Annotated in this window: 15 protein-coding genes; 12 read left to right on the top strand and 3 right to left on the bottom strand. The window is 70.9% G+C overall.

Going from position 1 to position 12,217, the window contains the following annotated elements:
- Window positions 1-798: 798 nt before the first annotated feature.
- The 3 genes from QWJ41_RS10685 to QWJ41_RS10695 are packed head-to-tail and all read right to left on the bottom strand — an operon-like array spanning window position 799 to window position 3,415.
- Window positions 799-1,653 carry a COX15/CtaA family protein gene (locus QWJ41_RS10685; protein WP_302708063.1) on the bottom strand — a complete coding sequence of 285 codons (855 nt, stop codon included), beginning with the start codon at window positions 1,651-1,653 and terminating at the stop codon, window positions 799-801.
- 14 nt (window positions 1,654-1,667) lie between these two features.
- Window positions 1,668-2,453 carry an ABC transporter permease gene (locus QWJ41_RS10690; RefSeq protein WP_302708065.1) on the bottom strand — a complete coding sequence of 262 codons (786 nt, stop codon included), beginning with the start codon at window positions 2,451-2,453 and terminating at the stop codon, window positions 1,668-1,670.
- Window positions 2,450-3,415 (bottom strand): ABC transporter ATP-binding protein, encoded by a 966-nt coding sequence (locus QWJ41_RS10695; RefSeq protein ID WP_439117318.1) that lies wholly within the window; start codon window positions 3,413-3,415, stop codon window positions 2,450-2,452. The genes QWJ41_RS10690 and QWJ41_RS10695 overlap by 4 nt, the downstream gene beginning before the upstream one ends.
- A 56-nt stretch (window positions 3,416-3,471) precedes the next feature.
- On the opposite strand from QWJ41_RS10695, the gene QWJ41_RS10700 reads away from it, so the two are divergent.
- The 12 genes from QWJ41_RS10700 (at window position 3,472) to QWJ41_RS10755 (ending at window position 12,176) form a co-directional block, all read left to right on the top strand.
- Window positions 3,472-3,840 (top strand): hypothetical protein, encoded by a 369-nt coding sequence (locus QWJ41_RS10700; RefSeq protein WP_302708067.1) that lies wholly within the window; start codon window positions 3,472-3,474, stop codon window positions 3,838-3,840.
- The gene (locus QWJ41_RS10705; RefSeq protein WP_302708069.1) at window positions 3,833-4,231 is read left to right on the top strand and encodes a hypothetical protein; all 399 of its coding nucleotides are present in this window, start codon (window positions 3,833-3,835) and stop codon (window positions 4,229-4,231) included. The genes QWJ41_RS10700 and QWJ41_RS10705 overlap by 8 nt, the downstream gene beginning before the upstream one ends.
- Window positions 4,232-4,279: 48 nt before the next feature.
- Window positions 4,280-5,014: a helix-turn-helix transcriptional regulator gene (locus QWJ41_RS10710; protein WP_302708070.1), complete on the top strand. Its 735-nt coding sequence runs from the start codon at window positions 4,280-4,282 to the stop codon at window positions 5,012-5,014.
- Window positions 5,011-6,429, top strand: a complete 1,419-nt coding sequence (sufB, locus tag QWJ41_RS10715) for a Fe-S cluster assembly protein SufB (protein WP_302708072.1) — start codon at window positions 5,011-5,013, stop codon at window positions 6,427-6,429. Before QWJ41_RS10710 ends, sufB begins: the two co-directional genes overlap by 4 nt.
- 57 nt (window positions 6,430-6,486) lie before the next feature.
- Entirely contained in the window at window positions 6,487-7,674 is a 1,188-nt protein-coding gene (gene sufD / locus QWJ41_RS10720; RefSeq protein WP_336623289.1) for a Fe-S cluster assembly protein SufD, read from the top strand.
- The gene (locus QWJ41_RS10725; RefSeq protein ID WP_302708075.1) at window positions 7,671-8,006 is read left to right on the top strand and encodes a non-heme iron oxygenase ferredoxin subunit; all 336 of its coding nucleotides are present in this window, start codon (window positions 7,671-7,673) and stop codon (window positions 8,004-8,006) included. The genes sufD and QWJ41_RS10725 overlap by 4 nt, the downstream gene beginning before the upstream one ends.
- Window positions 8,007-8,038: 32 nt before the next feature.
- Complete coding sequence (sufC, locus tag QWJ41_RS10730) at window positions 8,039-8,797, top strand: Fe-S cluster assembly ATPase SufC (protein WP_302708076.1); 759 nt, start codon at window positions 8,039-8,041, stop codon at window positions 8,795-8,797.
- A gap of 74 nt (window positions 8,798-8,871) precedes the next feature.
- A complete protein-coding gene (locus QWJ41_RS10735) occupies window positions 8,872-10,137 on the top strand; it encodes a cysteine desulfurase (protein ID WP_302708078.1) in 1,266 nt (421 codons plus the stop codon).
- Window positions 10,138-10,154: 17 nt separating this feature from the next.
- Window positions 10,155-10,607, top strand: coding sequence for a Fe-S cluster assembly sulfur transfer protein SufU (gene sufU, locus QWJ41_RS10740; RefSeq protein WP_302708080.1), 453 nt, complete (start codon window positions 10,155-10,157; stop codon window positions 10,605-10,607).
- Window positions 10,608-10,716: 109 nt separating this feature from the next.
- Window positions 10,717-11,022, top strand: coding sequence for a metal-sulfur cluster assembly factor (locus QWJ41_RS10745; RefSeq protein ID WP_302708296.1), 306 nt, complete (start codon window positions 10,717-10,719; stop codon window positions 11,020-11,022).
- Between the two features lie 142 nt (window positions 11,023-11,164).
- Complete coding sequence (locus QWJ41_RS10750; protein WP_302708082.1) at window positions 11,165-11,692, top strand: ASCH domain-containing protein; 528 nt, start codon at window positions 11,165-11,167, stop codon at window positions 11,690-11,692.
- Between the two features lie 100 nt (window positions 11,693-11,792).
- Window positions 11,793-12,176, top strand: a complete 384-nt coding sequence (locus QWJ41_RS10755; protein WP_302708083.1) for a VOC family protein — start codon at window positions 11,793-11,795, stop codon at window positions 12,174-12,176.
- The last annotated feature ends 41 nt before the right edge of the window (window positions 12,177-12,217 follow it).

Below are 12,217 nucleotides of genomic sequence, written 5' to 3' on the forward strand. Positions count from 1 at the left end.
GAGCGCCAGCGAGGAACGTCGACGAGACCCGGTGACTGACGCGCTCGCCGTACGCCACGGACTCACCGGGTCTCGACGACGCTCGAGCCTTCGGCCCTCGCTGCTCGACCAACGACCGCCGTTGGTCGAGCAGCGACGAGCGCCAGCGAGGAACGTCGACGAGACCCGGTGAGTGGCGTGCTCGCCGTACGCCACGGACTCACTGGGTCTCGACGACGCTCGAGCCTTCGGCCCTCGCTGCTCGACCAACGGCGTGGCCCTTCGTTGGTCGAGCAGTGACGAGCGCCAGCGAGGAACGTCGCCGAGACCGGGTGGGCGGCGTGGGCGGCGTACGCCATGGACTTGCGGGGTCTCGGCGTCGCTCGAGCCTTCGGCCCTCGCTGCTCGACCAACGGTGGTGCGCTCCGTTGGTCGAGCAGTGACGAGCGCCAGCGAGGAACGTCGCCGAGACCCGGTGACTGACGTGCTTGCTGTACGCCATGGACTTGCGGGGTCTCGGCGTCGCTCGAGCCTTCGGCCCTCGCTGCTCGACCAACGACGCGGCCCTTCGTTGGTCGAGCAGTGACGAGCGCCAGCGAGGAACGTCGACGAGACCCGGTGAGTGGCGTGCTCGCCGTACGCCATGGGCTCACTGGGTCTCGGCGTCGCTCGAGCCTTCGGCCCTCGCTGCTCGACCAACGGAGGGTGAGTGACGTGGTTGCCGTACGCCATGGACTTGTGGGGTCTCGGCGTCGCTCGAGCCTTCGGCCCTCGCTGCTCGACCAACGGCGTGGCCCTCGCTGCTCGACCTACGGCGGGTCAGGGGTGGCGCACGCGCAGGAGGGTCCAGGTGACGCTGGCGGAGAGGACGGCCGCGCCGAGGAGGTGCAGGCCGACGAGGAGCACCGGCAGGTCGGTGAAGTACTGCACGAAGCCGATGGTGCCCTGGGCCAGCTCGAGGCCGAGCAGCACCAGCGCGGCCTGCACCGCGGGGCGGGGGGCGCGCTGGACCAGCAGCGTCACGACGAGGCCGACGGTCAGGCCCAGCAGCAGGAAGACCGCGTCGGCGTGCAGCTGGCTCCACTGCGCGGGGTCGAGGCCGTTGCGCTCGGTGGCCGCGTCGCCGGCGTGCGGCCCGGCCCCGGTCACGATGGTGCCGAGGTAGAAGACCACCCAGGCGGTGGCGACCACGCCCCACGCCAGCGCCACGGCGGGGCCGCGGGCGGGCGGCACAGGGCGGTCGAGGACCTGCAGGAAGCGCACCGAGAGCGCGACCAGGCCCAGCGACAGCAGCAGGTGCAACGAGACGATCCACGAGTTCAGGTCGGTCAGCACGGTGATGCCGCCGATGACGGCCTGCATCGGGATGCCGAGGCCGAGCAGCACCGAGAGCCGCACCAGCTCGCGCCGCCTGGTGCGCAGCGCCGCCACGAAGAGCAGCACGGCCACGGCGACCAGCACGAAGGTCAGCAGCCGGTTGCCGAACTCGATCGCGGAGTGGAACTCCAGCTCGCCGTGCGGCGTGAACGACTCGTCGGTGCAGCGCGGCCAGGTCGGGCAGCCGAGCCCCGAGCCGGTCAGGCGCACGGCGCCACCGGTGACCACGATGCCGATGTTGGCGACCACCGAGGCCCAGCCGGCCCAGCGTGCCTGCCGCAGACGGGTGGTGTGCACGTCTGGCACGTTCCTCACTCCCACTTGAAGGTGCGGGCGGTCAGCACGGTGCCCAGGGCCGCCCACCCCGCGAGCACCGCCAGGGGCAGCAGCGCCACCTGGCCGTCGATCAGGGCAGTGCGCATCCCGCCGCCAAGGGCGCCGGACGGCAGCCAGCGCACCACCTCGCCGAAGCCGCCGTACGCCGTCGCGGGCAGCACGACGGCGCCGCCGGCCAGCAGCAGGAGGTAGACGAGGTTGGCGGCGGCCAGCGTCGCCTCGGCGCGCAGCACCCCGGCCACGAAGAGCCCGAGCGCCGCGAAGGCCGCGGTGCCCAGGGCCGCGGTGGCCACAGCTCCGCCCACGGCGCCCGCCGAGGCCGCGGGCGACCAGCCGAGCGCCAGCGCGACACCGCCCACGACGAGGAGCTGGAGCAGCTCGACGAGCAGCAGCGCGAGCACCTTGCCGGCGAGCAGGCCGGTGCGGGGCAGGGGGGAGGAGCCGAGGCGCTTGATGACGCCGTAGCGACGCTCGAAGCCGGTGGCGATGGCCAGCGACGTGAACGCCGTCGACATCACCGCGAGGGCCAGCACGCCCGGGGTGAAGACGTCGACGGGCCGGCCGTCGAGGTCGAGGCCGACGCGGGCGGAGCCGAGGACGGCGCCGACGAGCACGATGACCGGGATGACCACGGCGAGCAGCAGCTGCTCGCCGTTGCGCAGCATCAGCCGTGCCTCCATCCGTGCCTGGGCCAGCACCTGGCGGCGCAGCGGCGCGCCGCCGGGCCGGGGGGTGAAGGTGCCGGTCGCGGCCGCGCTCACGAGGCGTGCTCCTCGAGCTCGCGGCCGGTCAGCTGCAGGAAGACGTCCTCGAGGCTGCGGGTGCCCAGGGTCAGCGACTCAGGCAGCACGCCCTGCTCCTCGCACCAGCGCGAGACGCGGGCCAGGGTGGAGGCGTCGGCCGGGCCGGTGACCAGCAGGCTCAGCGAGTCGAGCAGGGTCACGTTGGTGCCGGGGCCCAGCGCGGCGGTCAGCGACTCGGGCGCGCCCGGCGGGAACGGACGGGTCACGACCAGCCGGATCGTCGAGACGCTGCCGCCCCGGGTGAGCTCGAGCGGCGAGCCCGACGCGATCAGCCGGCCGTGGTCGATGATGTGCACGGTGTCGGCGAGCCGCTCGGCCTCGTCCATGTAGTGCGTGGTCAGCACGACCGTCACCCCGTCGCCGCGCAGCTCCTCCAGCAGCTCCCACGTCGTACGCCGCGCCTGCGGGTCCATGCCCGCGGTCGGCTCGTCGACGAAGACGATCTCGGGGCGCCCGACCAGCGCCATCGCGAGGCCCAGGCGCTGCTGCTGGCCGCCGGAGAGCCGGCGGTAGGGGGTGCGGCCGCACTCGGCCAAGCCGAGCCGCTCGACGAGCAGGTCGTGGTCGACGGGGTGGGCGTGCAGCGCCGCGACGTGGCGCAGCATCTCCTCGGCCCGCACCCCGCTCCAGGCGCCGCCGCCCTGCAGCATCACGCCGATGCGCGGCAGCAGGTCGCGGCGCTCACGCACCGGGTCGAGGCCCAGCACCCGCACCCGCCCCTGCTGGGGGCGTCGGTAGCCCTCGCAGGTCTCCAGGGTCGTGGTCTTGCCGGCGCCGTTGGGGCCCAGCACCGCGGTGATCGATCCGCGCGCCACCTGCAGCGACAGGTCGTCGACAGCCGTCTTGGCGGCGTACCGCATCGTCAGGCCCTCGATCGCCACGGCGGGGGCGTCGGCGTGACGCGCGGGGTTCGGTGGCACCCCAGAAGTGTAGGGAGCGCGCGAGAGTCCTCAGGTGCGCCCCTAGGCTGAGCGACGTGAACGCGTGGCTCATGGCACTGGTGCTGGTGCTGACCGGGGTCGCCGTGGTGGCCACCGTCGTGATGATCGTGCGTGACGAGTCCCCGCCGGGCGACCCCTACTTCCTGCTGCTCGGGGTGCTGCTGGTGGTGCTCCTGGTGCAGGCCGTGGTGGGCCTGGTCGCGCTGGCCGGCACCGAGGCCGACGTCGACGCCCCCACGTTCGTGGCCTACCTGCTGACCGCGGTGCTGGTGGTGCCGGTGGGGGCCGCGCTGGCGCTCGTCGAGCGCAGCCGCTGGGGCAGCGTGGTGCTCCTGGTGGCCCTCCTGACGGTCGCCGCCATGCAGGTACGCCTCGACTCGCTGTGGACCGGCGCGGGTGCCTGAGCTCTCCACCGGCCCCGGGCGCGTGCTCGTGGCGCTGTACGGCGTCCTGGGCATCGCCGCGACCGGCCGCTCGGCCGTGCAGCTGCTCGGGCAGCCCGAGGAGGCTCCGCTGGCCTACTCGCTCTCGCTCCTGGCGGCCGTGCTCTACCTGGTCGCCACCGCCAGCCTGCTGCGCAGCACGCCGGCCGCGCGACGCGTCGGCCTGGTCGCCTGCTCGGTCGAGGCGGTGGGCGTGGTGGCCGTCGGTGTGCTGTCCTACGCTGCGAGCGACCTGTTCCCCGACAAGACGGTCTGGTCGCACTTCGGGCAGGGCTACGGCTACCTCCCGCTGGTGCTGCCGTTCCTCGGCCTGGCCTGGTTGAGACGCACCTCACCCTCAGCCGAGGGGTAAGGGTGGCCTTGCTTGAAGGGCCCGGAGCAATAACGGCACACTGATGTTGTGGAATTCACCCGGACGACCGACGAGCCGACGCGACTGCGCGTCGCGCGCTCGATCCTGGTCGACGGCCCCTCCACCGCCGCGGCCCTGGCCGAGCGGCTCGACCTGACCCCGGCCGCCGTGCGCCGCCACCTCGACTCGCTGGTCGAGGACGGCAGCGTGGAGGCCCGCGAGCCCCGCGCCGGCGCGGTCCGCGGTCGTGGTCGTCCGGCCAAGGAGTTCGTGCTCACCGAGCGCGGACGCGAGGGCTTCGACCAGCAGTACGACGACCTCGCCGTGCAGGCGCTGCGCTTCCTGGCCGAGACCGGGGGCGGTGCCGCCGTCCGGGAATTCGCCAACCGGCGCGTGGCGTTCATAGAAGAGCGCTTCGAGAGGACCGCGGCCGAGCACCCCGATCTCAGCAAGGCCGAGGTGCTCGCACAGCTCTTCACCGAGGAGGGGTACGCCGCCTCGGTGCGCGAGCTGCCCGGGCACGGCCCGGGGGCGTCGAGCGTGGGGGAGCAGCTGTGCCAGCAGCACTGCCCGGTCTCCCACGTGGCCCACGAGTTCCCCCAGCTGTGCGAGGCAGAGACCGAGGCGATCAGCCGCGTGCTCGACCACCACGTGCAGCGACTGGCGACCATCGCCCACGGCGACGGCGTCTGCACCACCTGCATCCCCGACCTGCCGGGCAGCACGACTCGGCGCACGAACCGTCCCACGACCCGCAACGAGAAGGAGTCGGTCACCTCATGACCTCCATCGAAGAGCTCAACCCCGAGCTGCAGGGCATCGGTCGCTACGAGTTCGGCTGGGCCGACTCCGACGACGCCGGCGCCAACGCCACCCGTGGGCTGAACGAGGCCGTGGTGCGCGACATCTCGGCCAAGAAGTCCGAGCCGCAGTGGATGCTCGACCTGCGACTGAAGGGCCTGAAGCTCTTCGACCGCAAGCCCATGCCCACGTGGGGTTCGGACCTGTCGGGCATCGACTTCGACAACATCAAGTACTTCGTTCGCTCCTCCGAGAAGCAGGCCGCCACCTGGGACGACCTGCCCGAGGACATCAAGAACACCTACGACAAGCTCGGCATCCCCGAGGCGGAGAAGCAGCGCCTGGTCTCCGGCGTCGCCGCGCAGTACGAGTCGGAGGTCGTCTACCACTCGATCCGCGAGGACCTCGAGGAGCAGGGCGTGCTCTTCCTCGACACCGACACCGCGCTCAAGGAGCAGCCCGAGCTGTTCCAGGAGTACTTCGGCACCGTCATCCCCGTCGGTGACAACAAGTTCTCCGCGCTGAACACCTCGGTGTGGTCGGGTGGCTCGTTCATCTACGTGCCGCCGGGCGTGCACGTCGACATCCCGCTGCAGGCCTACTTCCGGATCAACACCGAGAACATGGGCCAGTTCGAGCGGACCCTGATCATCGTCGACGAGGGTGCCTACGTGCACTACGTCGAGGGCTGCACCGCCCCGATCTACTCCTCCGACTCGCTGCACTCCGCGGTCGTGGAGATCATCGTGAAGAAGGGTGGGCGCTGCCGCTACACGACCATCCAGAACTGGTCGAACAACGTCTACAACCTCGTCACCAAGCGTGCGACCTGCGAGGCCGGCGCCACGATGGAGTGGGTCGACGGCAACATCGGCTCGAAGGTGACGATGAAGTACCCCGCCATCTACCTCATGGGCGAGCACGCCAAGGGCGAGACCCTGTCCATCGCCTTCGCCGGCGAGGGCCAGCACCAGGACGCGGGCGCCAAGATGGTGCACGCCGCCCCGCACACCTCCAGCTCGATCCTGAGCAAGTCGGTGGCCCGCGGCGGTGGGCGCACGTCGTACCGCGGCCTGATCCAGGTCAACGAGGGCGCGCACGGCTCGAAGTCCAACGTGCTCTGCGACGCGCTCCTGGTCGACCAGGTCAGCCGCTCCGACACCTACCCCTACGTCGACATCCGCGAGGACGACGTGTCGATGGGCCACGAGGCGAGCGTCTCGAAGGTCTCCGACGACCAGCTCTTCTACCTCATGTCGCGCGGCATGGAGGAGGACGAGGCGATGGCGATGATCGTGCGCGGCTTCGTCGAGCCGATCGCCAAGGAGCTGCCGATGGAGTACGCCCTCGAGCTCAACCGCCTCATCGAGCTGCAGATGGAGGGCGCGGTCGGCTGATCGCCGCCGTCGTCCCTGCCCACCACCGCACCAAGAAAGCAATCACTGACTGTGACCGTGACTGATGCCGCCCGCGAGAGCGTGGCCTCCGCCCTCGAGGTCGACCGGGTGAACTCCCACCTGAACCCGCCGCCCTCCTACGACCTGGCCGACCACCCCGTGCCGACCGGGCGCGAGGAGGTGTGGCGCTTCACGCCGCTCAAGCGGCTGCGGGGCCTCCTCGACGGCGAGGCCTCCTCGTCGGCGCTGACCTGGACCACCGAGATCCCCGCCGGGGTCACCCTCAGCGAGATCGACGCCGCCACGGCGCGCGAGATCGGTGAGCTGGCCCCCAACGACCGGCCCTCGGCCCTCGCGGTGGCCAACGCCGCCTCGCCGGTGCTGCTCGACGTGCCCGCCGACCTCGAGGTCGAGGAGCCCGTGGTGCTGCGGCTGCACGGCGAGTCGGTCGACGACGTCGTGTGGGGTCACCACGTGCTGCGCTTCGGCGCGCACAGCAAGGCCACCGTCGTGCTGGTGCACACCGGCTCGGCGCGCTACAGCGCGACCACCTCGGTGGTCGTCGGCGACGGCGCGCAGGTCAACGTGCTGACCCTGCAGGACTGGGACGACGACGCGGTGCACCTGGGCCGCGACGCGATCCGCGTGGGCCGCGACGCCTCGGTGCGTCACACCTCGATCAGCTTCGGCGGTGACCTGGTGCGGCTGCACGCCAACGTCGAGTACGACGGCCCCGGCGGCGAGGCCGAGCTCTTCGGTCTCTACTTCGCCGACGAGGGCCAGCACCTCGAGCACCGGCTCTTCGCCGACCACACCGCACCCAAGACCAAGTCCAACGTGCTCTACAAGGGCGCGCTGCAGGGCCAGGGTGCGCACACGGTGTGGATCGGCAACGTGCTGATCCGTCCCGTCGCCGAGGGCATCGAGACCTACGAGGAGAACCGCAACCTGGTGCTCACCGACGGCTGCCAGGCCGACTCGGTGCCCAACCTCGAGATCGAGACCGGTGAGATCGAGGGTGCCGGGCACGCCTCGGCCACCGCGCGCTTCGACGACGAGCAGCTGTTCTACCTGCGCAGCCGCGGCGTCTCCGACGAGGAGGCCCGCCGCCTGGTGCTGCACGGCTTCTTCAACGACCTGATCCGCAAGGTGGGCGTGCCCTTCCTCGAGGAGCAGATCACCGCCACCGTCGAGGACGAGCTCGCCAAGAACGTGCTCAAGGGCTACCGCCCGGCCACGGCATGAGCCTCGAGCGCGCCTGCAGCCTCGACGAGGTGCCCGCCGACGAGGGCCTCGCGGTCCAGGTCGGCGACGTCACCGTGGTCGTGGCCCGTGACGGCGACGACGTCTACGCGCTGCAGGACCTCTGCTCGCACGCCGCGGTCGCCCTCAGCGAGGGCGAGGTGGCCGGTGGCGTCATCGAGTGCTGGCTGCACGGCTCGTGCTTCGACCTGCGCAGCGGCAAGCCCACCGGGCTCCCGGCCACCGAGCCGGTCTCGACGTTCCCCGTGGAGGTCCGCGACGGCGACGTGTACGTCGACGTGGCCAGCACGCTCAACGGCGTGACCCCCTCCTGACGACTTCTTCTCCACCAGAAAGCGAGACACACATGAGCACCCTCGAGATCAAGGACCTCAAGGTCTCCGTCAGCACCGACGACGGCCCCAAGGAGATCCTCAAGGGCGTGACGCTGACCATCAAGGACGGCGAGACGCACGCGATCATGGGCCCCAACGGCTCGGGCAAGTCCACCCTGGCCTACTCGATCGCCGGGCACCCCAAGTACGACGTCACCGGCGGCACCGTGACCCTCGACGGCGAGGACGTGCTGGCCATGTCGGTCGACGAGCGCGCCCGCGCCGGGCTCTTCCTGGCCATGCAGTACCCCGTCGAGGTGCCCGGCGTCTCGGTCTCCAACTTCATGCGCACCGCGAAGACCGCGGTCGACGGCGAGGCCCCCAAGCTGCGCACCTGGGTCAAGGACGTCAACGCCGCCATGTCGCGGATGAACCTCGACGCCACCTTCACCCAGCGCTCGGTCAACGAGGGCTTCTCCGGCGGTGAGAAGAAGCGCCACGAGATCGCCCAGCTCGAGCTGCTCGACCCCAAGGTCGCGATCCTCGACGAGACCGACTCCGGCCTCGACATCGACGCGCTCAAGGTCGTCTCCGACGGCGTGAACCGCTTCCGCGAGGGCGAGGGCAAGGGTGTCCTGCTGATCACCCACTACACCCGCATCCTGCGCTACATCGAGCCCGACTACGTCCACGTCTTCGTCGACGGCAAGGTCGCCGAGCAGGGCGGCCCCGAGCTCGCCGAGCAGCTCGAGGCCGAGGGCTACGACAAGTACCTGCCCGCCAAGGTCTGAGCGACCCTGCCCAGCACGACGAGCAGCACGACCAGCACCACTACCAGCGCCGACCGACCTGAGGAGATGACCGGATGAAGGGCCTCCTGCCCGACCTCGAGGTGATCCGCAAGGACTTCCCGATCCTCGAGCGCACCCTCGCCGACGGTCGGCCGCTGGTCTACCTCGACAGCGCGAACACCTCGCAGAAGCCGCAGTGCGTGATCGACGCGATGGTCGACCACCTCGAGCACCACAACGCCAACGTGGCCCGGGCGATGCACCAGCTCGGCGCCGAGGCCTCCGAGGCGTTCGAGGCCGGACGCGACAAGGTGGCGGCCTTCATCGGCGCCCCGAGCCGCGACGAGGTGATCTTCACCAAGAACGCCTCGGAGGCGCTCAACCTGGTCGCCAACACGCTGCTGTGGGCCGGTCCTCGCCGCGTGGGCGAGGGCGACGTCGTGGTCACCACGGAGATGGAGCACCACTCCAACATCGTGCCGTGGCAGATGCTGGCCGAGCGCAGCGGCGCCGAGCTGAAGTGGTTCACCTTCACCGACGAGGGCCACCTCGACCTGTCCCAGGTCGACGAGCTGATCACCGAGCGCACCAAGGTGGTGACCCTGACCTGGGTCTCCAACATGCTCGGCACGATCAACCCGATCGCCGAGATCACGCGGCGCGCCCACGAGGTGGGTGCCCTGGTGGTCGTCGACGCCTCGCAGGCCGCGCCCCAGCTGCCGATCGACCTGGGGGCCATGCCCGAGGCCGAGCGGCCCGACCTGATCGCCTTCACCGGCCACAAGGTCGTCGGGCCCACCGGCATCGGCGTGCTGTGGGGCAGCCGTGAGGTGCTCGAGCAGCTGCCGCCGTTCCTCGGTGGCGGCGAGATGATCGAGACCGTGCGGATGGAGGGGTCGACGTACGCCGGCATCCCGCACAAGTTCGAGGCCGGCACGCCCCCGATCGTCGAGGCCGTGGGCCTCGGCGCGGCAGTCGACTACCTCGGCGCCGTGGGCATGGAGGCGATCCACGCCCACGAGCAGGCCATCACCCGCTACGCCCTCGAGGGCATGCAGAGCGTGAAGGGCCTGCGCGTGCTGGGTCCCCTCGACGCCACGCAGCGCGGGGGAGCGGTCTCGTTCGAGATCGAGGGCCTGCACCCGCACGACGTCTCGCAGGTCCTCGACGTGCGCGGGGTCGCGGTGCGGGCCGGGCACCACTGCGCCCGCCCGGCGCACGCCCGCTTCGGCGTGCAGAGCTCGACCCGGATGTCGTCGTACCTCTACACGACCCCGGCCGAGATCGACGCGTTCGTGGACGCCCTGAACTACACCCGTTCGTACTTCAAGCTCGACTGATAGGGGGGAGGAGCACCATGAGCGCCGAGCTCGACTCGCTGTACCAGGAGATCATCCTGGACCACTACAAGAACCCGCACCACAAGGGCCTGCGTGAGCCCTTCGAGGCCGAGGTCCACCACGTGAACCCGACCTGCGGTGACGAGATCACCCTGCGGGTCCACCTCGCCGACGGCGTCGTGCAGGACGTGTCCTACGACTCCCTGGGCTGCTCGATCTCCCAGGCCTCCACCTCGGTGATGGCCGACCTCGTCATCGGCAAGCCGGTCGACGAGGCGATGAGCATCCACGAGGAGTTCCTGGCCCTGATGCAGGGCAAGGGCACCGTGGAGCCCGACGAGGAGGTGCTGGAGGACGGCATCGCCTTCGCCGGCGTCGCCAAGTTCCCTGCGCGCGTGAAGTGCGCGCTACTGTCGTGGATGGCCTGGAAGGACGCCACCGCCCGATCTCTGGAGGAATCCCGTGGCTGAGACCACTGCACCTGACACCGCTGCCGACTCGACCGTCGACCACGGCGACCTCCCCGAGGTCCCGCAGGCCGGCACCGGCCCGACCGGCAGCGCCGCCCCCGGCGCCTCGGTGAGCATCGAGGACGTCGAGGAGGCGATGAAGGACGTCGTCGACCCCGAGCTCGGCATCAACGTCGTCGACCTGGGCCTGGTCTACGGCCTGCACGTCGACGAGGACACCAACCTGGTCATCGACATGACCCTGACCTCGGCGGCCTGCCCGCTGACCGACGTCATCACCGACCAGACCGAGCAGGCGCTCGAGGGCCTGGTCAACGACGTGGCCATCAACTGGGTCTGGATGCCGCCCTGGGGCCCCGACAAGATCACCCCCGACGGCCGCGAGCAGCTGCGCGCCCTGGGGTTCAACGTCTGAGCGAGGCCTGCGCGAGGAACGAGCGAAGGCTTCACGCGAAGAGGTCGAGCGAGCCCGCGGCTGAGCCTGCGAAGCCGCGCCAGGCGTGTCGAGACCTCACCAGCGTCCTGGGCCCCACCGCCCGGCGGCGTACGGTAGCGACATGACCGACCCGAGCACCGACACGACCGGCTCCGCCCACTTCGGGCGCGGGCCGGTCGAGTCGTTCTGGGACCTCGCCCGGTTCCACGCCAAGCTCAACACCGCGCCGTCGTACTTCGGCCCGACGACGCTCGAGGTGGTGCCGCCGCCGGCGTGGTCCTTCGGGGCGAGCCCGGAGGAGGCCGACGCGCTGCTGGCGCTGGTGCTGGACGGCACGAAGACAGCGACGGCGAGCGCGCACGCCGACTACGAGGCGGAGGGCGAGCCGCTGCCCGAGCCGGGCACGCTCGGCATCGTGCTCGACGGCGCGGGGCGCCCGCGCGCCCTCGTGGAGACCACCGACGTGCGCGTCGTGCCCTTCGACGAGGTCGACGCCGAGCACGCCCACCTCGAGGGCGAGGGCGACCGCAGCCTGGAGCACTGGCGCGCCGAGCACGAGCGGTTCTTCACCGAGCACGCGACCACGGGGTTCGACCCGCAGATGCTGCTGGTCCTCGAGCGCTTCCGGGTCGTGTACGCCGGCGACTGAGCGCCCCGTCTGGAGCGCCCCGACTCTTGAACGTCCCTCTCTTGACGGCCGCCGTCGGCGGGAGTGTGCTGGAGATCCGACCAGGACCCAGGGGGCCAGCATGAGCGGCAAGGTGATGCACTTCGAGATCCCGTTCGACGACGGGGACAGGGCGAGCGGTTTCTACCGGGACGCCTTCGGCTGGCAGCTGATGCCGATGCCCGAGATGGATTACACGATGGTGATGACCGGCCCCAGCGACCCGGAGACCGGGCCCACCGAGCCGGGCTTCATCAACGGCGGCATGTTCAAGCGCAGCGACGACTTCCCCGGCAAGGGACCCAACGTGGTCATCGACGTGGCGAGCGTCGACGACGCCCTGGACGCCGTCGAGGGTGCGGGTGGCAAGCGGCTGACCGACAAGCAGGCCGTCGGTGAGATGGGCTTCACCGCCTACTTCAGCGACACCGAGGGCAACGTCGTCGGTCTGTGGGAGAGCGCCTGAGTCGTCGGCGTCGACGCATACCCGGTTGTGGGGGAGAAGTT

Source organism: Nocardioides cremeus (genome assembly GCF_030518195.1).
Lineage (GTDB): Bacteria > Actinomycetota > Actinomycetes > Propionibacteriales > Nocardioidaceae > Nocardioides > Nocardioides cremeus.